This is a genomic window from Flavobacterium anhuiense, from assembly GCF_001705175.1.
Taxonomy (GTDB): Bacteria; Bacteroidota; Bacteroidia; order Flavobacteriales; family Flavobacteriaceae; genus Flavobacterium; species Flavobacterium anhuiense.
This window is the reverse complement of the sequence record NZ_CP016907.1, coordinates 1,922,598-1,948,860: the sequence shown is the minus strand read 5'-3', so window position 1 is coordinate 1,948,860 and position 26,263 is coordinate 1,922,598. Positions and strand designations below refer to the sequence as shown.

At 34.9% G+C, this 26,263-nt stretch carries 23 protein-coding genes; 10 read left to right on the top strand and 13 right to left on the bottom strand.

Annotation, left to right across the window (positions count from 1 at the left end; translation table 11 throughout):
• Nucleotides 1-299 precede the first annotated feature (299 nt).
• The 4 genes from BB050_RS08310 (at nucleotide 300) to BB050_RS08295 (ending at nucleotide 4,276) form a co-directional block, all read left to right on the top strand.
• Nucleotides 300-1,481: an ankyrin repeat domain-containing protein gene (locus tag BB050_RS08310; protein WP_066033257.1), complete on the top strand. Its 1,182-nt coding sequence runs from the start codon at nucleotides 300-302 to the stop codon at nucleotides 1,479-1,481.
• Between the two features lie 34 nt (nucleotides 1,482-1,515).
• A complete protein-coding gene (locus BB050_RS08305; protein WP_236940433.1) occupies nucleotides 1,516-2,862 on the top strand; it encodes an ankyrin repeat domain-containing protein in 1,347 nt (448 codons plus the stop codon).
• A 17-nt stretch (nucleotides 2,863-2,879) separates the two neighbouring features.
• Complete coding sequence (locus BB050_RS08300) at nucleotides 2,880-3,422, top strand: hypothetical protein (protein WP_066033255.1); 543 nt, start codon at nucleotides 2,880-2,882, stop codon at nucleotides 3,420-3,422.
• Between the two features lie 101 nt (nucleotides 3,423-3,523).
• Nucleotides 3,524-4,276 carry a hypothetical protein gene (locus tag BB050_RS08295; RefSeq protein WP_066033254.1) on the top strand — a complete coding sequence of 251 codons (753 nt, stop codon included), beginning with the start codon at nucleotides 3,524-3,526 and terminating at the stop codon, nucleotides 4,274-4,276.
• A gap of 53 nt (nucleotides 4,277-4,329) precedes the next feature.
• Here the strand turns inward: BB050_RS08295 and BB050_RS08290 are convergent, their stop codons facing one another.
• From BB050_RS08290 to BB050_RS08275, 4 genes are all read right to left on the bottom strand, one after another.
• Entirely contained in the window at nucleotides 4,330-4,560 is a 231-nt protein-coding gene (locus BB050_RS08290; RefSeq protein ID WP_008465601.1) for a ferredoxin, read from the bottom strand.
• A complete protein-coding gene (locus tag BB050_RS08285) occupies nucleotides 4,560-5,801 on the bottom strand; it encodes a peptidase U32 family protein (protein WP_066033253.1) in 1,242 nt (413 codons plus the stop codon). The genes BB050_RS08290 and BB050_RS08285 overlap by 1 nt, the downstream gene beginning before the upstream one ends.
• Nucleotides 5,802-6,008: 207 nt before the next feature.
• A complete protein-coding gene (trhO, locus tag BB050_RS08280) occupies nucleotides 6,009-7,367 on the bottom strand; it encodes an oxygen-dependent tRNA uridine(34) hydroxylase TrhO (RefSeq protein WP_066033252.1) in 1,359 nt (452 codons plus the stop codon).
• 251 nt (nucleotides 7,368-7,618) lie between these two features.
• Nucleotides 7,619-8,581, bottom strand: coding sequence for a polyphosphate kinase 2 family protein (locus tag BB050_RS08275; protein ID WP_170830208.1), 963 nt, complete (start codon nucleotides 8,579-8,581; stop codon nucleotides 7,619-7,621).
• Between the two features lie 259 nt (nucleotides 8,582-8,840).
• Here BB050_RS08275 and BB050_RS08270 point away from each other — a divergent pair, with 259 nt between their 5' ends.
• Genes BB050_RS08270 through BB050_RS08260 form a run of 3 tightly spaced genes read left to right on the top strand, consistent with a single transcriptional unit; the run spans nucleotide 8,841 to nucleotide 14,538 of the window.
• Entirely contained in the window at nucleotides 8,841-9,986 is a 1,146-nt protein-coding gene (locus BB050_RS08270) for an efflux RND transporter periplasmic adaptor subunit (RefSeq protein WP_066033251.1), read from the top strand.
• Between the two features lie 18 nt (nucleotides 9,987-10,004).
• Nucleotides 10,005-13,178 carry an efflux RND transporter permease subunit gene (locus BB050_RS08265; RefSeq protein WP_066033250.1) on the top strand — a complete coding sequence of 1,058 codons (3,174 nt, stop codon included), beginning with the start codon at nucleotides 10,005-10,007 and terminating at the stop codon, nucleotides 13,176-13,178.
• Entirely contained in the window at nucleotides 13,171-14,538 is a 1,368-nt protein-coding gene (locus BB050_RS08260) for an efflux transporter outer membrane subunit (protein ID WP_066033249.1), read from the top strand. Before BB050_RS08265 ends, BB050_RS08260 begins: the two co-directional genes overlap by 8 nt.
• 171 nt (nucleotides 14,539-14,709) lie before the next feature.
• On the opposite strand, the gene BB050_RS08255 is transcribed toward BB050_RS08260, so the two are convergent.
• The 7 genes from BB050_RS08255 to BB050_RS08225 form a co-directional block, all read right to left on the bottom strand.
• Complete coding sequence (locus BB050_RS08255) at nucleotides 14,710-15,120, bottom strand: BrxA/BrxB family bacilliredoxin (protein ID WP_008465639.1); 411 nt, start codon at nucleotides 15,118-15,120, stop codon at nucleotides 14,710-14,712.
• A gap of 102 nt (nucleotides 15,121-15,222) precedes the next feature.
• Complete coding sequence (locus BB050_RS08250) at nucleotides 15,223-16,017, bottom strand: tetratricopeptide repeat protein (RefSeq protein WP_008465640.1); 795 nt, start codon at nucleotides 16,015-16,017, stop codon at nucleotides 15,223-15,225.
• Between the two features lie 11 nt (nucleotides 16,018-16,028).
• Complete coding sequence (locus BB050_RS08245) at nucleotides 16,029-17,204, bottom strand: lycopene cyclase family protein (protein ID WP_066033248.1); 1,176 nt, start codon at nucleotides 17,202-17,204, stop codon at nucleotides 16,029-16,031.
• A gap of 18 nt (nucleotides 17,205-17,222) precedes the next feature.
• A complete protein-coding gene (locus BB050_RS08240) occupies nucleotides 17,223-17,687 on the bottom strand; it encodes a thioredoxin family protein (RefSeq protein WP_066033247.1) in 465 nt (154 codons plus the stop codon).
• 170 nt (nucleotides 17,688-17,857) lie between these two features.
• The gene (locus BB050_RS08235; RefSeq protein WP_066033246.1) at nucleotides 17,858-20,110 is read right to left on the bottom strand and encodes a TonB-dependent receptor; all 2,253 of its coding nucleotides are present in this window, start codon (nucleotides 20,108-20,110) and stop codon (nucleotides 17,858-17,860) included.
• A gap of 214 nt (nucleotides 20,111-20,324) precedes the next feature.
• A complete protein-coding gene (locus BB050_RS08230) occupies nucleotides 20,325-21,230 on the bottom strand; it encodes an NAD(P)/FAD-dependent oxidoreductase (RefSeq protein ID WP_066033245.1) in 906 nt (301 codons plus the stop codon).
• Between the two features lie 10 nt (nucleotides 21,231-21,240).
• Nucleotides 21,241-21,594 carry a MerC domain-containing protein gene (locus BB050_RS08225; RefSeq protein ID WP_008465648.1) on the bottom strand — a complete coding sequence of 118 codons (354 nt, stop codon included), beginning with the start codon at nucleotides 21,592-21,594 and terminating at the stop codon, nucleotides 21,241-21,243.
• A gap of 93 nt (nucleotides 21,595-21,687) precedes the next feature.
• On the opposite strand from BB050_RS08225, the gene BB050_RS08220 reads away from it, so the two are divergent.
• The 3 genes from BB050_RS08220 to BB050_RS08210 all read left to right on the top strand — a co-directional run bounded on the left by BB050_RS08220 (nucleotide 21,688) and on the right by BB050_RS08210 (nucleotide 24,778).
• Nucleotides 21,688-22,080 (top strand): Fur family transcriptional regulator, encoded by a 393-nt coding sequence (locus BB050_RS08220; RefSeq protein ID WP_008465649.1) that lies wholly within the window; start codon nucleotides 21,688-21,690, stop codon nucleotides 22,078-22,080.
• A gap of 74 nt (nucleotides 22,081-22,154) precedes the next feature.
• Nucleotides 22,155-24,023, top strand: a complete 1,869-nt coding sequence (locus BB050_RS08215; protein ID WP_066033244.1) for an Nramp family divalent metal transporter — start codon at nucleotides 22,155-22,157, stop codon at nucleotides 24,021-24,023.
• A 101-nt stretch (nucleotides 24,024-24,124) separates the two neighbouring features.
• A complete protein-coding gene (locus tag BB050_RS08210) occupies nucleotides 24,125-24,778 on the top strand; it encodes a metal-dependent transcriptional regulator (RefSeq protein ID WP_008465651.1) in 654 nt (217 codons plus the stop codon).
• Nucleotides 24,779-24,891: 113 nt separating this feature from the next.
• Here the strand turns inward: BB050_RS08210 and BB050_RS08205 are convergent, their stop codons facing one another.
• Both BB050_RS08205 and BB050_RS08200 read right to left on the bottom strand, forming a co-directional pair.
• Nucleotides 24,892-25,290, bottom strand: coding sequence for a hypothetical protein (locus BB050_RS08205; RefSeq protein ID WP_066033243.1), 399 nt, complete (start codon nucleotides 25,288-25,290; stop codon nucleotides 24,892-24,894).
• 179 nt (nucleotides 25,291-25,469) lie between these two features.
• Nucleotides 25,470-26,252 (bottom strand): enoyl-CoA hydratase/isomerase family protein, encoded by a 783-nt coding sequence (locus BB050_RS08200; protein ID WP_066033242.1) that lies wholly within the window; start codon nucleotides 26,250-26,252, stop codon nucleotides 25,470-25,472.
• Between the last annotated feature and the right edge of the window lie 11 nt (nucleotides 26,253-26,263).

Sequence of the window (26,263 nt, the reverse complement as noted above, 5' to 3'; positions counted from 1 at the left end):
CGGTAAAGATAGTATTTTTTTTATTTTGCTTTTTATGGATAAAAACTAAAGCGCTGTTAAATAAAAAAACGTGTTTTTTTGTACGCAAAATATTCCCAAATTAGCTTTTGTACTTTCTCTTTTTCAAAATATTTTTCTCAAAAACCCTTTTCTGTCCGTTTTATCACTTAAAACAAATTTTTAACTTTTTATCCTGAAATATATTTCCCATTTTTATGTTTTATCTTACAGCATGATTTGAGAAAGCCCTATTTTCGGTAGATTCAAATCTTAATTTTCATTTTTAAAAATCGATCAGAATGCAAACACAAAACCAGATTGAAAATTTCCTTTTTCAGGGAAAATTTGACGAGGCCAGAGAATGTCTAAATAACGGAGAAAAATTTAACGAGCAATATCTAAAAAACAATTTTTCGCAGATTGCTGCCAAAATTATAGATGCCAAAGAAATTGACTTCATTGAAAAACTAATAAAAGCCGGATTTATTGAGACTGACATTTACGAATTGGACAGTTTTGATCAATCTATTTTCAAACCATTGACTTTATATTTAAAAGATGACGAAGATTCGATTGCTTTCTTCAAGGAATTGATGTCGAAAATGGATAACATCAACGATGAAATAAGCGACGAAACTCTTCTCGGATATTTTGTTGAAAAAGGAGCTTCGCCAAAAACAGTTAAAGTTTTAGTTGATGATTTTGGAGCTAACACTCAGTATAAGAACAATGCAGGAGAAAATTTTATCTACACGATTTTGAATGCTTATGGTCTAGATCCTGAAAAAGTAAAAGAATATATATCTATACTTTTAGAAAATGGCGTTGACATTAACGAAAAAAATATTGTGGGCACAACACCATTAATCTGCGCCGTTAAAAGAAACAGAAAAGAACTTCTGCCATTTTTATTAGAAAATGGTGCAGATCCTAATGAAACTGATAATCAAGAAAACAGCGCTTTTTATTATGCTGCAGCTGAACAGTTTTCTTTTCCGATGTACGAACTTTTGGCAGAATCATCATCAGCCAATTTTAATAATATCAATAAAAATGGAAAAACTTTACTCACAGAGTTTATCCGAATGATGTCTGATTCTGAATATGATTTGAATTCATTACAAAGATTATTGTCAGATGGAGCAGATTTAAATCACTGTGCTGAATATTACGGAAATCCAAAATCGGGTATAGATTATATTGTCGAAAAAAAATCGGGTATTTTAAAATCAGTACTTGACAGCGGATCTGTTAACGTTAACGAACAAGACAATCAAGGAAACACCATTTTGCATAAAGTTTGCGCCTTTAATGTCAATTATGATGCAGAAATGGCAAAAGAAACTTATAGAAAAGTAAAACTTTTATTAGATCAAGGAGCTGACATTTCGATTACAAACGATAAAGACGAAACTGCCTTGATGCTAGCTTCTGAAGACAACCTGAAGATTAAAACAGTTGAACTTTTAATGAAACAATAAAACGATCATTACTTAAAATTACTCAAACATGTCAATGTCATTTATAGTTGCCTGCGAAAACGGTAACCGAAAAATAGCCGAATTGTTGCTTCAAAATAAAGAAGTAGATGTAAAATATACCGACGAACAAGGTAGAACAGCTCTTCATTATGCCGCACACCGCGGTTATCTCGACATCGTGAAAATTCTAATCGAGGAAGGTGCCGATATTAACTACGAAGATCATCAGGGAGAAACGCCTTTGTATTTTGCCTGTCTTCAAAAACAAAAACAAACGGCGCTGCATCTTTTAGAAAACGGAGCAGAAATCACGAAGAATGATAAATACGGAAATAGTCTGCTACATTTAGTGGTTCAGACGGCTCAAATTGAAATTGCAACAAAGTTGCTTCAAGCAGGAGTCGATGTTAATTTACTGAATAACAATGGAGAAACTCCGCTATTATTGGCTTCGGCAAAATTAAATAGAGAAATTATTCAATTGCTTTTAGACAATGGAGCCGATATTAATGTGACCGATAAACAGGGAAATACGCCTCTTATTTATGCTTGTTATACTAAATCGATTCCGATGGTGACTTTGCTTCTGGATAATGGCGCTGATATCAACCACGCCAATCATTCTGGTGAAAATGCACTTTTAATTGCTTGTTATGAAACAAACAGAACGCTAGCTAAATTATTGATTGAAAGAGATGCAGATGTATTTACTTCAAGCAATACTGGACATTCTCCTATTTGGTACGCTTGCGCAAATAATCAAAAGGAAATCGTGGCTTTGTTTCTAGAAAACGGAGTTGATGTGAATTACAGTAAACCAGTCGCTGGCGACACTTCTTCAATGAATGATTATTTGGATTGGATTGTAAGTGCCACAAATATTTCAAACGAATCGAGTTTTACTTTAAACAGTTCATACAATTATGGTGGAGAAAGTCTGCTGCATGTCGCAACCAAAAAAGGGAACTTAAGCATGGTTAAATTGCTTATCGAAGCTGGAGCAAACATCAATATTCAAGATGAATCTGGAAATACGCCACTTCATTATAGCGCTGCAAACGGAAAGAAAGATGTTGTAAAATATTTATTAGATAACAAAGCCGATGCGTCAATCGTAAATGTAAAAGAACAAAAAGCGATAGATTATTCGAATGTAAAAGGCTTTAATGAAATTACAGAACTGATTTTGAAATACGCTCCATCAGGAACTGTTGTAAATCCAATCAATACTCCACAACAATCCGAAACACCAAAAGCTGAACCCTCAAATTTGATGGAAGCAAAGAAAAAGGCACTATTAGATTTGAAAGAACTTCTAGGTGCCGGAATTTTAACATCAGAAGAATTTGATGCTGAGAAAAGTAAAATTTTAAAAGGATAAATTTAAATAAACATAAAATGAAAAAAATCTTAAATGCCACAACCCTATTTTTAGTATTAATTGCCGGAAGCTTAGTTTCTACCTCATGCACCAACCTTTCACCAGAAAAAACATTTGAAATCGCCGCTTTAAATTCGAATTTATTATCTCGTTTTGGAAGCAAAGAAATCAGTGAAAAACTGCAATCTGAAGCACAAGTTTATGATGAAAATCAAAAAAAGATGGTTCCTTCAACTTATTACGATTCTTTTAAATATGATATAACAAATTTAGAAACTCGATTAAAAAATATTCAGGACATACCAGAAGATGAAGACAATAAGGAACTTCTTCAAGCATCAAAAGATTTATTTATTTATGCAATTGCGAAACAAAAAGAAGGCTATTTGCCAATTGCCAAACTGAAAGATGAAAAAGCTTCTCCCGAACAAATTGAAAAAGCAATTGCAGATTTTGATGCTTCAACTCAAAAAGATATTGATACGAAGTTTACTAAATTGATGAATGTGGCGCAAGCGTATGTCGACAAGCATAATATAAATGCTAAAATTGGAATTTAATATTTTCAGGTAAAACTTAAACTCATCAAGAAATAATAACAAGAAAACATTAGATATTATTTCTTGATGAATTATAAAGCTAAAATCCCAAACAACAAAAGATGATAAAAAATTACTTATACATTACGGCAACAGTTTTTCTGTTGTTTACAATCATCAGCTGTAAAGATTCTAAAACTGTAGTCAAAGAATCAAATACAGAAGTCACTGAATTAAAAGAAATTCCAGAAGTGCAAGAATCTGTCATCGATATCAAAAAAGATATTTCAGATTTTATACCTAAAAACTATGTCCCTTTCGATACAATTAAAGGCGATTTTAATAAAGATGGACTGGAAGATTGCATCTTGATTATTAAAGGGACAGATAAAAGCAAAATAGTTACAGACGAATATCGCGGTGAATTAGACCGAAATCGCAGAGGAATTATAGCATTATTAAACAAAAATGGCGGTTATGAATTAGCCGTTAAAAACTACGACTGTTTTTCTTCCGAAAATGAGGATGGCGGTGTTTATTACGCCCCAGAACTTTACATTGAAGTAGAAAACGCCAAATTATATATAAATTATGCTCATGGCAGATATGGCTATTGGAAATATACTTTCAGGTATCAAAACTCAGATTTCGAACTTATAGGTTATGATGCCAGCAGCAATCATGGACCAGTTATTCTTACTGGAACCAGTATCAATTTCCTGACCCGAAAAAAGATTGTAAATCAGAACGTCAACGAAAATACATATGATGGTGACGAAATTTTTGAAAAAACGGAAACTAAAATTGCCCGAATCAAACTCCTAAAACTATCTGAAATCAAAGATTTTGATGAACTGCATCTTTACGATGAATAATAAAACCCTTTTGTATTACTACAAATAGAGGGTATGTTTTAAAAACATATTTCTCAAGTCTCTTTAACCGTAATAATCTTCACAGGACAAGCTTTTGCCGCCAATTCACAGCTTTCTACAATAGCATGATTAGGAGATTTTAAAGTAAAAAATCCTTTCGCATTTTGCGAATGGATGAGAACCGATTTCCCGTCTTTTTTTGACATTTGAAAATGAACTGGATCCATTTCAACGCAATAGTTACAGCCAATGCATTTATCTCTTTGTAAAGTTACAATAACCATTACGTCTCAACAATTTTATATAATTTGTCCGACATTCTGATTCTAAACGGAAGTTTGAAACTGCAGTAATCTCCTTTTGTGGCTTTTTCTCCCGGAGTATCATTTACAAACATTTCATTAATAATCATTTCCTGAGCTCCTGTGCTAGGTCCTGTGACTAAGATTTTATCTCCGATTTTAATATCATACGCTTCAATCTTAAATTGACCGATTTCAGCTTTCGGAAAATAATGCAATCCCCTACCCACATAAACCTTCTTTTGTGTTGCTGCCGATCCTGGAATATCGCTCCATTCGCCTAATTCCTGACCTAAATAATAACCTGACCAAAATCCACGGTTGTAAACTGTTTCTAAAGCTTTTATCCATTCAGTGGTTTTTTCTTTTGAGAAAGTTCCATTGTAATACGCATCAATTGCTTCACGATACGTTTTGGTTACTGTTGCCACATACTCTGGCGCACGGCCTCGTCCTTCTATTTTTAAAACCTTCACTCCAGAATCGATCACCTGATCTAAGAAATCCAATGTACATAAATCTTTAGGCGACATCATATATTCGTTATCCAATTCGATTTCAAAACCTGTTTCTTGATCGATAACTGTATATTTTTTTCGGCAGTTTTGCTTGCACGCACCGCGATTCGCAGAGGAATTATGCGAGTGCAAACTCAAATAACATTTTCCCGAAACGGCCATACACAAAGCTCCGTGACCAAAAATTTCGATTTCTACTAAATTTCCGTTCGGGCCCTTTATCTGCTCTTTCTCTATTTGATCTGTGATATTCTTTACTTGACGCAAACTCAATTCACGACTTAAAACCATTGTGTCGGCAAATAAACTGTAGAATTTAATGGTTTCAATATTCGTTACATTCAATTGGGTTGAAATATGAACTTCCATACCAATCGATCTTGCCATAGCAATTACGGCTTGATCTGATGCAATGACAGCTGTAATATTGGCTTCTTTGGCTTTTGTCAATAATGTTTTTACGACTGATAAATCGTGATCGTAAATAATAGTGTTTAAAGTAAGGTAGCTTCGGATGCTTTTGGCTTCACACCGATTGGCAATTTCTTTTAAATCATCTATTGTAAAGTTAACCGTTGAACGCGCACGCATATTAAGCTGTTCAACTCCAAAATATACTGAATCACAACCATTATCTAAAGCAGCCTGAAGGGATTCAAAATCTCCTGCCGGAGACATGAGTTCGATTTTATTATTTGTTGTCATTTTATTACTATGATATGTTTCTAGAATCTAGTTATCTAAAAAATTGACAAAAATAATGAGGGTATAAATTGATTTATATGATTTATATCATAGTCTATATTTTAAAAATTATTTGCAGGATATTATTAAAAAAGCCCACGATTGAAACAGTGGGCTTTGTTCTATATTATCAAAATTTACGCAAATGACGTAACACTCATGCTAAATTTAATCTAAAATCTTATAAATTTTATCTGACAATCTAATTCTGAAAGGAACCTCAAAAGTAACCTTATCACCAATTTTAGCAGATTGAGTTTCTGTACCGTTTACGATGATTTTATCTAAAACCAATTCCTGATCGCCTGTAGTCGGACCTGAAACAAGGATTTTGTCACCGCTATTTAATTCGTGATTTTCTACTGTGAATTGTCCAACTTGAGCTTTTACATAATAATGCTCTGCTTTTCCAAGAAGAACTTTCTTCACTTTTATTTTCTGACGAATATCAGCCTGCTTTTGCGCTGTCGCCAAAGCTGTTTCTGGCAAGTCACCCGAATGTTTGAATTTCAGATTTTCAGATTTTCCTTTTCTGAACACTTTGTTTCCAACTTGTTTCCCAGTTCTTAAACGAACTTGGTCAACTAATGGCATATGGATAATCTCTAAACATTCTGTAGAACAGCAGTTTTCCATTGCAGCTTTACAATCGTCGCATTGAATAAACAATAAATGACAACCGTCGTTTTCACAGTTGGTGTGATTATCGCAAGGTTTTCCGCATTGGTGGCATTGCGAAATAATATCATCTGTAATTCTTTCGCCCAGACGATTATCAAATACGAAGTTTTTACCTATGAATTTGCTTTCTAAACCTTCTTCTTTCAATTGTTTAGCGTAATTAATAATACCGCCTTCTAACTGATAAACGTTTTTGAAGCCTTGGTGTTTGAAATAAGCGCTCGCTTTTTCACAACGAATACCACCTGTGCAGTACATTACAAGATTTTTATCTTCTTTGTAATCTTTAAGCTGTTCGTTGATAATGGGTAAACTCTCTCTGAAAGTTTCCACATCTGGCGTAATAGCACCTTTAAAATGTCCGACTTCACTTTCGTAGTGATTTCTAAAATCAACCACAATTGTGTTTGGATCATCAAGGATTTCGTTAAATTCTTTGGCTTTTAAGTGAACACCAATATTAGTAACATCAAAAGTATCATCATTTAAACCGTCAGCAACGATTTTATGACGCACTTTTATGGTCAATTTTAAAAAAGAGTGATCGTCTTGTTCTACGGCAACATTCAATCGTATGCCTTTCATGAAATCGTAAGCTTCAAGCGTTTCTCTAAAAGCTTCAAAATTTTCTGCAGGAACACTCATCTGAGCATTAATTCCTTCATGGGCAACGTAAATTCTCCCCAGTGCATCTAGTGCGTTCCAGGCAATGAATAAATCGTTACGAAATTTTTGTGGATCTTGAATTTTGGCATACGCATAGAAAGACAACGTAAGACGTTGTTTACCCGCATCATCGATCATGATGGCTCTCTCTTCTGCGCTTAAAGTGTTATACAGTTGCATGCTATAAACAGTTTTAAGTTAAGAATATATTTTTTTTTAGATTTTCCTTAAAATCTGCGGCAAATTTAGAGTTTATTTTGAGATTAAAAATGTTCTTGCACCAATTATCTGATTTTTTTAACATCTTTTGGCTCCTTATAAATTGATTTTACAACCTATATCAATCCGATTGGTGTTCTTTGCAGAACGTTGTACCAAATATTATTTACCTAAACAAAAACGCCGAAATCAATCTTTATAGCTGTATAAGGTTACTCTTTTTCTTCTAACAATGCTTTTTTTACCTCATTCAATTCTGCTATTTTTTCGGGACTTACTTTAGGATATTCTAAATCCATTTCGTCTAAAGCATGAATAATTGCAGAAGCAATTGCAATTCGGGCATACGCTTTATTGTCCGCGGGAATAACATACCAAGGTGATTTCTTAGTTGATGTATTTCTGATTAATTCTTCATAAGCATGCATATATTCGTCCCAATAACCGCGCTCTTTGGCATCAGCTGCACTAAATTTCCAATTTTTATCAGGATTGTCAACCCTTTCTATAAATCTTCTTTTTTGTTCTTCTTTAGAAACATTTAGAAAAAATTTAATGACAATGGTTCCGTTCCTAGTAAGATATTTTTCGAAATTTCGAATATCCTCAAAACGGTTTTCCCAAATATCTTTGGTAATCAGTTTTTCAGGGATTTTTTGCCCTCTTAATATCTGTTCATGAACGCGAACTACAAGAACTTCTTCATAATAAGAGCGGTTAAAGATTCCTATTCGGCCTCTTTCTGGCAAATGTTTTTGACAGCGCCATAAATAATCATGATCTAATTCTTCTGAACTTGGTCCTTTAAAAGAAGAAACTTGACAGCCCTGCGGATTTATACCCGACATCACATGTTTGATTGCACCATCTTTTCCTGCCGCATCCATAGCTTGAAAGATGATAAGAACCGACCATTTATCCTGCGCATACAAAATATCTTGCATGGCGGCGAGAGCCTTAACTCCCATTTTTAGTGTTTTCTGAATCAATGCTTTGTCTTCATCTCCAGAATAAGATGTCGGTTTATCTTTTAATGTAAAATCTTTATCGTCGCCAACACAATATTGGTCAGAAAATTTTTTAGCTCGATGCAATAATTCCTTTTTTGTTATTTTTTTTAAATCATTGTCATCTCCATCGGTTTTTTTATGTTTTTTCTTGTTATTTTTTGACATAATTACAAAAGTTTTTGAATTATTTTTACTAATACATGAAATAAATTATTCCTACAAAAATGCAGTTTATCGATATAATGTTGCATTTTATCCGTTTGAACATTATTAACTGAAAATCAGATAAATAAAATTTTAACTAAAATTAACAAAATTCACACAATATTTATCCATTTAACCAAAAAAACACTAACTTAGCTAATGCAGTTTACTGGTTTTTAATTAGTTGTGTTTAATGAATTTTATCTAAAAGAATTTAACAATGAACAAAATCTACTCCTCAGCAATTTTACTTAGTCTTTTTATTTTTTCTTGCAAAAAAGAGACACCCCCAAGTCCAAAACCATTAGAAATTTCAGTCACTTCTGTTTTACAGCAAGATGTAAAATTAGAATCTGAATATACGGGGCAGACTTTTGGTCAATCAGATATACAAATTAACCCGCGAGTTGATGGTATTATCGAAAGTATGAACTTCAAAGAAGGAAGTTTTGTTAAAAAAGGACAAGTGCTTTACACAATTGACCCTTTACCTTACAAAGCTAAACTTAACGAAGCTCAGGGAATTGCAGCAGAATCACAGGCGCGTTTATCTAAAACAAAATCAGATTTAGATATGATAACGCCTTTAGCAAAGATGAATGCTGTCAGCCAACGCGAACTGGTCTCGGCAAAAGCGGCGTATAATGCTTCATTAGCTCAAATAAAAGCTTCAGACGCTTCGGTACAAAATGCGAAGATCGAATTAGGCTATTGTCAAATTTTAGCTCCAATTTCAGGATTAATCGGCATTTCCAAAGTTCGCGTAGGCGATTATGTAAGACCTGGTGCAATGTCTATTCTAAATACTATTTCAGACTTAGGAGATGTAAGGGTACGATTTACTATTAGCGAACAAGAATTTCTGCGTCTTTTTAGAGAGTTCAACAAACCTAATTCGGCCTTAAAAGGCTCGGGAGCAACTGTAACTATAAAATTATCTGACGGTTCTACTTATCCAGAAACAGGAAAAGTAAGTTTTGCCGACAGACAGATTGATCCTTCTACTGGAGCAATCACATTTGAAGCAACGTTTCCTAATCCAGATAAATTACTTCGTCCTGGACAATATGTAAAAGTCGCGCTTCTTACAGACATTCGTAAGGAAGCAATCGTAATTCCGCAGCGTGCTGTTATCGAAGTCCAAGGAATCTACCAAGTTTATGTAGTCGGTAATGATAATAAAGTTCAGATGCAGATTGTTAAACCTGGTCCAGCCGTTAAAAATGGATACATTATTGAAGAAGGGTTAAAACCAGGCGATAAGATAGCCATGGGAGGTACTTCTTTATTAAAGAATGGAAGTGTTATTACTCCAAAAATCGTTCAATGGCAATTGGGCGATCCAGAAACTGTAGCTGCAAAGTAATCTAAATCAAATACTATTATGGGAGAATTTTTCGTTCGAAGACCGATTGTTGCCATTGTAATTAGTATTATTATTGTGATACTTGGATTACTGGCATTACAAAAAACACCTATTTCGCAATATCCGGATATTAACCCGCCTGTTGTAAAAATTACCACTTCTTTTACTGGAGCAAATGCGCTGAATGTGGAACAGGCAGTGGCAACTCCTATTGAGCAAAAAGTAAATGGTGTTGAAAATATGCTGTATATGAAATCGATCAACACTTCTGATGGTGCTTGTACTATTGAAGTTACTTTCGATGTGGGAACTAATCTGGATAATGCCAATATGCTTACGCAAAACAGGCAAAACCAGTCCGCTCCATTTATGCCTTCTAGTGTTAAACAACAGGGAGTCGTAGTAAAAAAGTCCCTATCATTCCCGATGATGTTATTTACCATTACGTCTAACAATCCAAAATATGACGCCAAGTTTTTAAATAACTACGCCAGTATAAATGTCGTTGATCAATTGGCTCGTATAAAAGGAGTTGGAGAAGTAGCTCTCTTTGGAGGAAGCGATTACTCCATGCGTATTTGGTTAAAGGCAGATATGATGAGTAAGCTCGGCGTGACTGTTGAAGATGTCAAAAATGCACTGAATGCACAAAACATGATTAGTCCAGGAGGAAAATTTGGGGCTGAACCAGCACCTCCTAATACTGAATTTACATACGGCGTAACACTTCAAGACCGATTAGTTACTGAAAAAGAATTTGGAAATATTGTAGTTCGAAGTAAAGATGATGGAGCGCAAGTTTTATTGGGCGATATTGCCCGCATCGAATTAGGAACTGAAAATTACAGTTCAACAGCCAGAAGAAACAGCTCTCCAAGTGCCGTTGTAGCTTTATACCAAATGCCTGGAAGTAATGCGCTTGATGTGGCAGAAACTGCAAAATCCACTATGAAGCAATTGTCTGAAAGATTTCCGCAAGACGTTGTATACCAAGAATCCTTAGATACTACACTGGCCATTACCGCTGGGGTTGATGATATTGTTCATACTCTTTTTGAAGCTATTATATTGGTTATTCTAGTGGTATTTATATTCCTGCAAAACTGGCGCGCTACTTTAATTCCATTAATTACAGTTCCTGTTTCGCTGATTGGTACTATAGCGGTTTTCCCAATGCTAGGATTTTCGATCAATACACTCTCTCTTTTAGGATTAGTATTGGCAATTGGTATCGTAGTCGATGATGCGATTGTGGTTGTTGAAGCCGTAATACATCATATCGAACATGGAAAAACCCCTCGAGAGGCTACCGTTCAGGCAATGAAAGAAGTTTCGGGACCCGTAATTGCCATTGCATTAATTTTGTGTGCCGTTTTTATTCCAGTAGCGATGACGCCTGGAATTACGGGGCGTTTTTATCAGCAATTTGCCATAACCATTGCCGTCTCGGTCGCCTTTTCGGCATTTAGTGCTTTATCTTTAAGTCCCGCACTCTGTGCCATGCTTTTAAAACCAACAAAACCTCTTGACCAACAAAAGGGATGGCTTGCTAAATTCTTTTCATGGTTTAATAGGGTTTTCGAAAATGTTACAGGAAAATATATTGGCGGGGCAACATTTTTTGCCAAAAAAGCAATGCGTATTGTTGTTTTACTCGCTGTGATCCTCGCTTCAATTGTACTTTTAGGCAAAAAGATTCCGCTAGGATTTATTCCTGAGGAAGATCAAGGTTATGTTTTAGTAAATATTGCTTTACCACCTGCATCATCATTACAGCGTACCGATGAAATATCAAGAAAAGTAGACAGTTTTCTTAAAGAAGAGAAATCTATTCTGTCTTATACAACCATAAACGGATTTAGTATGCTTACAAACTCCTATCAGCCTAATAATGCTTTCATCTTTATTTCGTTAAAACCTTGGGAAGAAAGAGCTGAAACGGCTAAACAGTTTGTAGACCGATTCAATAAAAAACTGGCCACTCAAATTACGACCGCAACCTGTTTTTCATTTGGTCCGCCCGCAATTCAAGGTTTAGGTGCTTCTGCTGGATTTAGCTTAATGTTACAAGATCGAGGGGGAAATACACCTCAATATTTAGCAGAACAAACACAAAAATTTATTGCTGCAGCACAGCAGCGTCCTGAAATAAAACGAATTTACACCACCTTTAATGCTGGCACTCCACAAATTAAACTGGATATCGACAACGACAAGGCGATGAAATTAGGAATACCCGTTTCTAAAGTAACCGAAGCGCTTGGAGCATTTTTAGGAGGAAGTTATGTAAATGACTTTAACCGCTTCGGGCGTCAATACAAAGTTTATGTGCAAGGAGAAGCTGTCAATCGTGTTAAACCAGAAGACCTAAACATGATTTACGTGAAAAACAATAAAGGTGACATGCTTCCAGTTTCGACACTGGTTACAGCAACTAAAGTTTCTGGTCCCGATTTCACGAATCGTTTGAACTTATTCCGATCTGCTGAGATTGGAGGAAGCCCGAACGATGGTTATAGTAGTGCACAAGCTTTAACTGCATTGGAGGAAGTCGCCAAAGAGATCTTACCAGCAGATATGAGCTACGATTATATTAACTTATCGTATCAAGAAAAACATTCGCCTGGAGGATCATCAGTGTTTATTATGGCGTTGGTCTTCGTGTTTTTAATCCTAGCCGCGCAATACGAAAGCTGGAAGTTGCCATTTAGTGTACTTCTTGGAGCTCCTTTTGCAGTATTTGGAGCATTTTTAGGGCTTCTTTTAGCAAGATTTGGAAGTGACGCTTATGTCAATAACGTTTTTGCGCAAATCGGACTTGTTTTACTTATCGGATTGGTAGCGAAAAATGCCATTCTTATAGTTGAGTTTGCCAAAGAAGAATATGAAAAAGGAAAACCCCTTTACGAATCGGCAATGTACGCGGCAAGACTTCGTTTTCGCCCGATTCTGATGACCGCTTTTGCATTCATTCTTGGAGTTGTTCCGTTATTGACTGCTACAGGTGCAGGTTCTCAAGCCCGTATTGTAATGGGAATGGCTGTATTTAGCGGCATGTTGATCGCCACCGTTTTAGGTGTATTAATTGTACCGGGTCTATTTGTTATGATTGAAAAAATTGGACACAAGAAAGAAGAAACACTCGCAACAGGAGAAAACAATGTAGAATCAAATACTACAGACCATGAGTAAGAAATATAAAATAATCGTTATTGTATTAGTTCTTTCCTTATTTCCGGTGGGATGTATGGTTGGTCCAAAATATAAAAAACCTGAGCAGTTAAAATCAGATTCTTATAGAAACGAAAGAAATTTAGACAGTCTCGCTTCGGTAACCAATTTAAAATGGTTCGATCTGTTTAATGATGATGTTTTAAAAGGTCTTATTCAAAAAGGTCTTGAGAATAACTATGATCTAAAAATTGCAGTTTCAAGAATTGAGCAGTTTCGTGCCCAATTAGGTTATACCAAAGCCGATTTATTTCCAGCTTTCCAATATGGAGCTACAATAAACAGTAATGAAAAATATATAACTCCATCTACAGCTGGCGTAACTATGTCTTGGGAACTTGACTTCTGGGGAAAATTTCGCCATGAAAATAATGCTGTCAAAAATGAACTTCTAGCCACAGAAGAAGCTCGTAAAGTAATATTGTCTGATATTGTGGCCAATATTGCAATAGCCTATTTTCAAATGCGAAACTTTGATGATCAGCTGGAAATAACAAAGCATACGCTTGAAACAAGACAAAAATATTATGAAATTATAAGCGAAAGATTTGCGAAAGGCTATATCTCTGAAGTTGACAAAGTGCAGATTGAACAGCAGGTTGCCATTGCCGAAGCAGCAATTCCTAACATTGAAAGACAGATAACGTATCAGGAAAATGCCATTGCACTGCTTACAGGACAGCTTCCTACTGAAATTCCGAGAGGGAAAAGCAATACTGAGTTGCAGATTGTCAGTAAAATCCCGTTGTCAATTCCGTCTGCATTATTAGAAAATAGACCCGACGTAAAAGCTGCCGAATTAAGATATGCGGCTGCCAATGAAAGAATTGGCGTAGCTCAAGCAATGCGTTTTCCATCTATTAATCTTGCAGCAATTGCCGGATTTGCCAGTGCCGATTTGAGTAATCTATTTCTAGGAAGTTCGTATTTGCAAAATGCTTCTGGAGGAATTGCTGGACCAATATTCGCTTTCGGAAAAAACAAAAGAAGAGTTGAGATAAACAGACAACAGGCAGAACAGTACAAATTCCTTTATCAGAAAACGTATATCGATGCTGTTTCAGAAGTAGAACAATCCATACAAAATGTCAGAACTTATCAAGAAGAATGGAAAGCACGCAACAGACAGGTTCAGGCCGCTTTAATAAACTACAAACTATCTCATGAAAGATATGACAGCGGTTACGTTTCTTACTTAGAAGTTTTAGATGTAGAAACCAATCTTTTTAACGCGCAATTAAGCTTAGCACAATTATCTGAAAGACAATTAAGTTCAATGGTTGAATTGTACAAAGCACTTGGCGGGGGATGGAATTTATAAGGTTCTGAGATTCTAAGATTCAAGTTGCTAAGGTTCTAAGTTTTTTAAACTAAACATATAAAAACAAAAAGAGGCTGTCTCAAAAAGACAGCCTCTTTGGTTTTTCAAATCTTTGTCACTTCAATTCTAAACTTAGTATCTCAGAATCTTAGCAACTTAGTATCTTTAAAATTAACAAAACTCGTTAAACGCATCCTGTAAATTCTCAGCAATTAATTCAGCTGGGCGTCCTTCGATGTGGTGACGCTCTAACATGTGAACCAATTCTCCGTTTTTAAACAAAGCCATAGATGGCGAAGATGGAGGAAATGGGAACATATGTTGTCTTGCAGCATCAACAGCTTCTTTGTCAACACCTGCAAAAACAGTAATTAAATGATCTGGTTTTTTAGCTCCTTCCAAACTCATTTTTGCTCCTGGACGTGCATTTCTTGCAGCGCACCCGCAAACAGAGTTTACAACAACTAAAGTGGTACCTTCAGCTTTGATAGCATTCTCAACAGCTTCAGCACTATGTAAATCTTGAAAACCAGCAGCTGTCAATTCAGCTTCCATTGGTTTTACCATTTCTAGTGGATACATATTCTTGTTTTTTTAAATTGTACTTTTTGAACTGCAAAGTTACAAAGTTTACTCGCAACTAGTTACTAAGAAGTATAAAGTTTTGTTATAGTTTGATTGTTATTATCTTAATTTCTTTTGATACGGATAAGTTTCATAAACTGTATTGTCTTCATTAATTGAAAATCCTTTTTTAGCATCTTGTTTTCCCTCTTCAATCAAAGCCATTATTTCCTCTTTTGGTTTACCTTTTTTATACCAACAGATTGCTTTATAATATTTTACATCTGAAAATTGAGGATATATTTTTAATGCTTTGTCAAAAATTACAATAGCCTCATCTAACTTTTGAAGTTCATACTTTGCAATTCCTTGATAAAAATATGCCGTAGGATGTTCTAATTGATTTCTATTTTTGTAAATGTCATTCACATAATCATCAAAAAGCTTTTCTGCTTTTTCGTATTCATTTAATTGCAAGTAGCATAGTCCAATGTAAAAACGATATGTATGATCCATAACATAGCTGTTTCCATACAATTTAATGCATTCTTCAAAATCTGTTATGGCACTTTTATATGTTTTGGCAAAAATACATTTTATAAACCCTCGATACGGGAGCCATTCCTGTTTATTGTACAGAACTGCTTTATCCAAATAAAGCATTCCAACTTCGTATTTTTTACATTTAAAATACGGCATGGCTTTTAACTGCCAGAGTTGAGCAATTGTGCTGTCTTTTTTTAAACCTTCGTCAAGGCATGCCTGCCATTTGGCCATTTCAATATTGTAGTCATGTTTTTCCGCACAATCGGTTACAGATTCTTTCAAAATTGCGTCCTGAGCTTTATCAAAAGAAACTTGCGAAAAAGATAAAAGAGTAAAAAAGAAACTAAATAATAGAGTAATATTTTTCAATTGTTACGTTTTTAGTTAGATTTATTTGAAAGAAAAATCACTCTAAATAACGCTTTAATAAATGGAATTTTGGGACACTTTAAAATAACTTTAACATCTTCAGAAAAAGTCGTTTCTTCATCTAAAAATTTGAAAATCAATTCAGGATTTCCTTTTTTAAACAAAGAAGAAAAGATAGAACTTCCCAATTCATTTTTTCTATAGAGAATATCTAAAAGCAGTAAATCATAAAACCAAAACTTAGATTTTTTATGAAAGTTTTTCATTTGGAAATCTTTTTGCTGAATAAACTCAACTAAGGCTGATGATTTTTTGTCAGAACTCTTAAACGTATACCCCGTACTCGCTTTTGTCCAGCCTCCTGCCGTGCCAATATTCAAAACACGTTTGGTATTTCTTTCCCAAAAAGGATAACAGGTCATTGGAATGCTTCCCTCCTCTTTTTCGAGAATTTGATATTGTCTTGCGCCGAGTTTCTTCAGATAAATTTGAATCTCATTTTCGTACTCTTCTTTCGAGAGCAATTTTTCCGAAAACAAAGTATATTCAACCAAAGCCTCTGTTTTTGAAGTTGGCAGAACATACATAAATCTTGTATTTCCTTTTTGCTCAACCGAAAAATCCATGAAAGTTACTTCTTCGGGATTGAAAACTTCTTCTTCCGTTTTTACAAACCAGCCTACAAAATGCTGTTGTAAAACGGGATATTTGTTTTGCCCTTCGGCGAATGCCTTAGTATAAATGCTATTGAAAAGATATTGGCAAGTGTATCGGTTTTGCTCTGTTCCAACAAAAACATGCGTTTCAAGTTCGTTAATGTCAGTTACTTTTTCATTTAAAAAAGTAATATTCGGATGTTTTGAAGTTACTTCGAAAACGAAATTATAAAAGTCTAAACCGTTGATTTTATTATAAGAATATGGTTTTAGATCCAAATCGCGTCTGAAATTTTCATTGGCAAAAAATGCTAAATCCCATTTTTTTGAAACCACCGAATTCCAAATACTTTCCTCCTTTTCCCAAAAACACCAAGTTCTATCATTGATTTTCTTCACATCTTGATCTAATAATAAAATCGATTTATCGGAGAATTTCCCAGACAGAATCATTTTATAAATCGTCATCAAGGATGCGAGTCCTGTTCCTGTAAAAATGTAATCGAAATGTGGAATTTGTGAAGAGTTCATTTTCAAAAATAAGAAAATTTATTTTTCCAATTTTTCCAAAAGAATTTTAAACTCTTTTGTGCTCAAATAAATATTATACTGAAAAATGATTTCGTTTTTCTCATTCAAAACGCACAAAGTCGGATAGGCGATTTGATTATTAATTGTTCCCAGCTGCAATGCCAGTTCATGAACTCCAACATTATTCCCTGAAGGCAGGTATTTGAAAGTGTGATTATTGAATTTAATATCTCTTTTTTCCTCTGCATTAAAATCAATAAAATAAAAATCGGAGTTTAGTTTTTCTATAATTTCTTGATCTTTAAAAGTTGTGGCTTTCATTCGTTGGCAAAACTGACACCAATCAGTATGGATGAAAACAATGGTTTTCCGTTTTTGGATTTGCTGTAAGCTGTCTACTTCTTCAAAAGTGCTACTTTTTAATTGGCAGAATCCTGTTGAAGTTATTCCGAAGAAGAAAATAAGTAGAACTAGCTTTTTCATTTTTTTTGTTTTTTAGCCACGAATTCACGAATTATTTCAAAAATTATCTGTAATGCAAAACAACAGAAAGAAAAATTACACAAATTTATTTTGATAAATTCGTGTAATTTTATTTGGTTGAATCTCAATAAAATAATTCGTGAATTCGTGGCTAATAATCGCTATTAAAATTACCTAAAAGTATATCGCAATCCCAAAAATCCTCGAATAGTTTGGTTTTGTCCATAAACATAAGTCGTGTCAAATGTCAAACCGTACGGATTATCAGGCGTAACTAGAACTTTTCCATTAGAATCATATTGCACATTTTTATCAAAAGGATCATTAGTTCTCGAAATCAAAAACGGATTATTTTGCTTCGGAGTAAAGTTCAGCAGATTTTTGATTCCGCCATAAACTTCAAAATCTTTCCATCCCGAATACGTAAACTGAATATTCTGAATGCTATACCAAGGAGAATTAGGACTTCTCGGATCGGTCTCGCTAAGCAGAGGCAATTTCATCGGGCTGTAAACATTTCCTGTATAATCCATTGATAAATTCCAAGGCTGAATTTTATACGAAATGCTCCATGTTCCAGTGAAATTCTCAGTTAGATAAGGTCTTTCAGAAATTCCATTTTCGACATTTTTATTATCCAAAACCGTTGCTCCGACAATAAATTTTAATCCCGACGGAAAATTAAGATCGATATTCGTGCTGATTCCTTGACTCAAAGCGTAACCATCAATATTGTCGTAGATAATTTCGTTTGGGTTGGTCTCATAATCTGAAATGATCTTATTGCTGAATCTTGTATAGAAAGCTGTGGTTTCGATTCCCATAAAGGTCCCGTTTCCGAAATTAATTTTCTGAATATAATTCAAATTCACATTTACAGATTGTTCTGGTTTCAAATCGTTTTTAATAATAACATCTCTTGAACCTGTTAACGCCGCGTGATCTTCGGTAAACAAATTCACAACACGAAACCCAGTTCCTGCATTTAATCTAAAAATGGTGTTTTCGTTTGCTTTAAATCTGTACGCAAATCGCGGTGTGAAAATAGATCCATGAATAGAATTGTAATCATAGCGCATTCCTAGCAAAACTTGGCTTTTTGGAGAAAATGTAATTTCGTCTTGAACAAAAATCCCAGGAAGCCAAGTGTTTTCAGCCTCTTTTGTTGCAGGCGTATTATCGTCATAGTATGTGTATCGGCTTGCAATTCCCGCCAGCAAATCGTTACGTCCAATTTTTTTATCCCAAGTCAGCTGTAAAAATCCAATTTTCTGATTGGCAATATAAGATGTCGTACCATAACGGCTATCTTGATAATGCACATTTCCAGAAAAAGAAAGCATTAGTTTTTCTTCAAAAGGCAATTGATAACTTCCAATCAACTCAGCTCTTTTGGTATAAATGCTTTCACCATAAATTTCATCTCCGCCACGATATTTTTTCTCCCAACGAATATCTCCACCCCAACGATCTTCATACATTCCGCGTGCAGCGATCGTAAAAAGGCGATTATGGTTTCGTCGAAAACTCCATTTATTAAAAACAGAAATTCGTTCAGAAAGCGTAACATCAGTAAAATTGTCGTGATCCTTATCAATAACTTGATCGTAATTGAAATAATTAACACCAATAAGCGAAATTGCTTTTTTTCCGGCATTAAACTTCATTCCTAAATCAAGATTGCTTTCAAAATAAGAAGTCGTAAAATAATCGGCAGAAAAGACGGGAGCGTTAGTCGGGTTTTTAGTAATGATATTGATTAAACCTCCAACCGCTTCACTTCCGTAAAGAGACGAAGCCGGACCTTTTACAATTTCGATTCGTTCTACCAGAGAATTCGGAATTCCAGACAAGCCATAAACAGTAGAAAGACTGCTCACAATCGGCATTCCGTCAATCATTACTAAAGTATACGGCCCTTCGAGACCATTTATGTGAATATCTCCCGTATTACAAACACCACAATTGAGCTGCGGACGAACTCCATTTATATTCTGAAGTGCATCATAAATACTTGGCGTTGGATTTTTCTTGAAGAAAACTGGCGAATAAACCTCAACCGGAACGGCGCTTTCTAATCGTTTTACAGGTTTTAAGGTTCCAGAAACTACCACTTCGTTCAATTCATTCTGATCTTCTTCTAATTCAAAATCAAGATTCAAATTTTCATTTTCTAAAACAGAAATTCTTTGAGTTACTGGTTTGAATCCCGTCGAGGTTACATTTATTTTATAGTTCCCTTTCGGAATATTTTCTAGTTTATAAAATCCTAGAGAATCGGTTTGGGTTTTAAAGTTTGTATTTAATAAACTAACATTAATTTCCTGACCTACAGGAATTGATGATTCCACTTTTCCTGAGATATTTTGCGAGTATAGGCTTATAGCTGAAAGTATTAATATTGTCAAAAATAAATATTTCATTCTTTTAAAATTAAATTTAGACAAAACTAAAAATTAAATTTGACAAATAATTATTCTAAAACAAAATTTTTCAAACTGATTGAATTCAATATGTTACATTTCTATTTTTAAGAATCGTAAGCATTTTTGTTTAATCTCGCAAAGACGCTAAGTCGCAAATCTTTTTTTTTAACTTGGCGGTTTTGCGACTTTGCGAGAGAATTTTACAAATGCATTAAAAATCCTCGTCGATAAGTTCTTTGTTAATGACCGCTCCAGCGAAAGAACCGGTCGAAACAGCAATCGCCACAGATCGCATTGGAGTTGTGCAATCTCCACTTGCAAAAACGCCTGGAATATTTGTTTTCTGCATCGCATCTACTTTCAGCAATCCTTGTTCGTTACTATCACATTCCAAAGTTTCAGGAATTGAACAATGTTGTTCAAAAGGTGGTCTTGCGTAAATTGCTTTTACCTCAACTTTTTCTCCGTTCTTAAAAATGATATTTTTAATATATCCATCCTTATGATCAAAAGAATCTATTTCTTCTTCTAGAATTAAAACACCATGATTTTTAAGCGTTTGTGTTTGTTCTAAAGTTAATTCCGATTTTCCGTTGGTGCATAATCTCAAGTCCTTTGTCCAATTGGAAATCAGTTTTGCATATTCATAGCCCATTTCACCATTGGCTATAATGGCCGTTTTTTCATTTTTAACTTCATAGCCATGACAATATGGACAATGCAAAACCGAAATTCCCCAACAGGCGGCAAAACATTCAATTTCTGGCAGCAAATCTTTAACTCCAGTGGCAAACAAAACTTTCCTTGAAGTAAAAACAACTCCTGATTCCGTTTCAATTTCGAAACCACTTTCTGTTTTAAGTGCTTTTACCGCAAGTCCGTTATAAAATTGAACTGTTTTATAAATGTCTACTTGCAATTTGGCTTTCACCGAAATAACCGCTGGCTTTTCGCCATCTTGTGTAATAAAATTATGCGAGTGCGGTGTTTGCCTGTTACAAGGCAGACCGCTGTCAATGACTAAAACCTGACGTAAAGAACGTCCTAAGCTCATTGCTGCAGACAATCCGCTGTAGCTGCCTCCAATGATAATCACTTCAAAATGCTTCTGTTCCATATTTCTATTTTTAATGATTTTGATTTCTATGTAATTTGTAGTTGATTAAGTGCCCGATGATCATTCCGATTCCTCCGAAATAAATCAAGTCGAGATGGATGTCTAACAAAAGTTCTGTCAAAACACTAATCCAAATCAGCGCCATTGAAACAACTAAAATAGACGATACCAAAAGAGATGATTTTTTTATAATTTTGAGAATTGCAAATAAACCAATCGAGGCAAATAGTAAATCTATAAAAGGATTGTGACTCAGCCCTAAAGGCAGAATCGTTAAAAGAGGAAAAATCAAACAATGAACCAGACAGATGGTTGCGCTAGAAATTCCTAAAATATCGTAAAAGGATGTGCTTATTTTCTTCATTTCGTGTACATTTGCTTAATGCAATTTTGTTGCAAATATATACAATTTTATTAATTGCAACATTGTTGCGTTTAATTTTTAACTTCATAAAAAATGAAAACCACACGTAATACCGCAGCAAAAACGGCTGTTTTAGAGGTGTTTGAGAAATCTAAAACGGCTCTTTCACACACCGAAATTCACAAACAATTAAATGATTTGTGCGATCGCGTTACCATTTACAGAATTTTGGATCGTTTGATTAATGAAGATGTTATTCATAAAATTTCAAATCTAGATGGAACAGTAAAGTATGCCAAATGCAATCATTCGCATCAGCGCGTACACATTCATAATCATGCGCATTTTAGCTGTGAGAATTGTCATGAGATCACTTGTCTTGAAAATGTAAAACCGAGTTACATTATGCCGCACAATTACAAAGTCAACGAAATCAACTTTACATTGTCAGGATTATGCCCGAATTGTTTAAATTCTAACATTTAAGTTTTAGACTCGTCTAAAAATATTGTTTCGCGAATATAATTTTTCTCTATATTTGTGAAAACAATACTTTTACAATGACCAAATCTTTAGAAGAAGTCCACGAATCAGTTTCTACACAAAATAAAAAAAAGGGTTTTAGAAAAATTTTAGCCTTTCTAGGCCCAGCTTATTTGGTAAGCGTTGGCTACATGGATCCAGGAAACTGGGCAACCGATATTGCCGGCGGAAGTCAATTCGGATACACTTTAGTCTGGGTTTTATTGATGAGCAACTTAATGGCTTTGCTTTTGCAAAGTTTAAGCGCGCGCCTCGGAATCGTAACACAGCGCGATCTTGCGCAGGCCTCTCGAGAAACCTATTCCAAATACATCAACTACATTTTATATTTCTTAGCCGAAATTGCCATTGCAGCCTGCGATTTGGCAGAAGTTCTCGGAATGGCAATCGGAATTAATCTGCTTTTCGGAATTCCGTTACTCGAAGCTGTTCTAATTACCGTTTTAGATACCTTTTTACTGCTTTTCCTGATCAATAAAGGAATTCGTAAGATGGAAGCCTTCATTATTGCTTTAGTGGCGATAATTGGGTTCTCTTTTATTTTCGAAATGATTTTTGCAGAACCTGAAGTGCACAAAGTTTTAGCTGGGCTTATTCCTTCGATTCCAAACTCTGCAGCTTTATACATCGCAATCGGAATTATCGGAGCAACTGTAATGCCTCACAATTTGTATTTGCATTCGTCTTTAGTACAGACCAGAAAATTTGATAGAACGCCTGCTGGAATCAAACAAGCTTTAAAATACAATTTAATCGATTCGACAATTGCTTTAAATCTAGCTTTCTTCGTAAATGCCGCCATTTTAATTCTTGCCGCCGCTACTTTTCATAAAAATGGGATGTTTGAAGTTGCTGAAATTCAAGATGCGCACCAATTTCTAGAACCGCTTTTAGGAACGAAATGGGCACCGATCTTATTTGCTGTCGCCTTAATCGCTGCGGGCCAAAGTTCAACGGTAACGGGAACACTTGCCGGGCAGATTGTAATGGAAGGTTATCTTCATTTCAGAATTCAGCCTTGGGTTCGTAGAATTATAACCCGTTTGATTGCCATTATTCCCGCTGTAATCGTAATTTTAATTTATGGCGAAAGCGTAACGGGGAAATTGCTAATTCTAAGTCAGGTTATTTTGAGTTTACAATTAGGGTTTGCTATTATTCCGTTGATTCACTTTGTGAGTGACAAATCTAAAATGAAAGGTTTTCATATTTCTAGAACCACTCAGGTCGTTTCTTGGATTATTGCCTCCATAATTGTTTCTCTAAATGCCAAATTGGTTTATGACGAAATCACTTCTTGGCTAGCCAGCTCAAATCATCCGATGGTGCTTTGGTTTACGGTTGTGCCGCTAGCTTTCGGATTCTTAGCTTTATTGTTATACATCGTTTTCAAACCATTTATTGCCAAATTCAAATCAAAAGCTATAAATCATTCGCCTCATAACCTAAAACTGAAGTTTTCGCCAAGAGAAAGCAAGAGCATAAAAAACATTGCTGTCTCTGTAGATTTTTCAAGTGCCGACGAAGCGGCGCTGAATAAAGCTTTCGAATTGGGTGGCATTGACACGGAATATACCCTCATTCACATCGTAGAAACGGTCGGTGCGTTAATGTATGGAGTGCATATACATGATTACGAAACTACGATCGATGAGAAATTATTGCTGAAATACAAAGACATGCTTTCAGAAAAAGGATTCAAGATCAAAACAGAACTTGGTTTTGGAAAACCAGACAAAATAATTCCGAAAATCATAAACGATGGACAATTCGACATTCTCGTTATGGGAACCCACGGTCACACTGGACTAAAAGATATACTTTTCGGTACAACAGTAGATAAATTGAGACATAAAATTTCGATACCTTTGTTGATTGTTAAATAGAGTTGCTAAGATACTAAGGCTCTAAGATTCTAAGTTTTTTATAAAAGCTTCAACAGAAACTTAGCATCTTAGCATCTCAGAACCTTAGAATCTTTAAAAAAATGACTTTTTCAGAAGAAAACTACCTTAAATCAATCTATCATCTGACTGCTGCATTAGAAACAGAAGTCAGCACGAATGCAATTGCAGAAATTATGGAAACGAAAGCTTCCTCTGTAACCGATATGCTTAAAAAACTGGCAGAGAAAGATTTGGTGAATTATAAAAAATATCAAGGAGTTTCTTTGACTGAAAATGGAAAACTGGCTGCCAAAATGATTGTGAGAAAACATCGTTTATGGGAAGTATTCTTGGTTGAAAAATTGAATTTCAGCTGGGATGAAGTACACGATATTGCAGAACAATTAGAACATATTAAATCGGAGCAATTGATTAATCGTTTGGATGATTTTCTTGGAAATCCTACGGAAGATCCTCATGGTGACCCGATTCCCGATGCAAACGGACGAATTATTAAAATCGAAAAACAGCTTTTATCTGAACTAGAAGAAAATCAAATTGGGGTTTGTGTTGGCGTAAAAGACACTTCATCGGAGTTTTTGAAATATCTAGACAAACAAGGAATTGCTTTGGGTTCTAAAATTGAATTCCTTTCTAAAGAATCTTTCGATTTGTCAGTTAAAATTAAAGTGAATGATAGAGAATTGTCTATTTCAAACAAAATTGCTTCTAATTTGTTTGTAAAGCTGGTTTAAAGTACTGTTCCGCAGAGATTCACGAGATTTACCGCAGAGACACGCTAAGATTTATTTGTTTGTCAGGCTGAGCGAAGTCGAAGCCCGACAATTACTTCTTTAATTTAAATTATTTAAACAATTCCCTTTTCAATCATTTCCAACATAACTGGCGAAGCATTTTTAAAAGTCGGCGCTTGCTCGATAATACTTCCTGCGTTCTTTTTATTTACTTTGAAAGTAACATCATCATTTGTTGTAAACAAAAGTGCTGTGAGAAAAGGATTTTTGATGTGTGAACCTAAAATTAACAAAGCTTCATCTAAAGAATGAATACTCTCGATTTCTTCTGTTTTGTATCGAAAAGTCAACGAAATTGAGAATGTATTATCTTCGTTGAGAACCAATCTGAAATAGACGTTTTTAAGTTCTGTATCGCCCATGGTTTTGGCTAAAGTCAATTTAGCGAAAGTTCCGCTTTGGATGCTTTCCTTAACTCGTTCACAAAAAAGGGCAAATATTGGTTCGTACATTTTTTTTTTAAGTTTCTAAGGTTCTGAGATGCTATCCCGATAGCTATCGGGACTAAGTTTTTACAATCTTTGTCTTTTAACCGCAAAGGTCGCGAAGATTTACGCAATGTTCGCTAAGTTTTTTTATTTTCTTTGTGTGCTTTGCGTAATCCCTTGCGAACTTTGCGGTTAAGAAAAAACTATTTTCCTGTAAATTCAGCTTTACGTTTTTCTAAGAATGCTGTTGTTCCTTCTTTGAAATCTTGAGTTCCGAAACATTCTCCAAATGATTTTATTTCAGTATCAAAACCATTTTTGCCATCTTTAAAATTAGCATTGATCGCTTTTATCGCTTTTCCAATAGCAAATGGAGCATTTTTAATGATCTTCTGAGCAATTACATTCGTAAATGACAAAAGCTCTTCTTGAGGCACAACGTGATTTACTAAACCATAATCTTTTGCTTGTTCAGCAGTAATCATTGCGGCAGTCATAATCAATTCCATTGCACGGCCTTTTCCAATTAATTGTGGTAAACGTTGCGTTCCTCCGTAACCTGGAATCAATCCTAAAGTAACTTCTGGAAGTCCCATTTTTGCATTATCAGAAGCAATTCTAAAATGACAAGCCATTGCCAATTCTAGTCCGCCGCCAAGAGCAAAACCATTCACGGCAGCAATTACTGGTTTTTTAAGATTTTCAATAAAGTCAAATAAAGATTCCTGACCTTCAGCTGCTAATTGTGCGCCTTCAACGACAGTATAATTGGCGAATTCCGAAATATCTGCTCCAGCTACAAAAGCTTTTTCTCCGCTTCCGGTTAAAACAACAACACGAACATCTTCATTTTTAGCTAATAACTGGATAGCATTACTCAGATCACTAATTGTTGCTTTATTTAAGGCATTCAATTTTGTAGGTCTGTTAATTGTAATTGTAGCAACTTTTTCTTGGATTGAAATTAAGATATTTTCGTAATTCATGACGCTATATT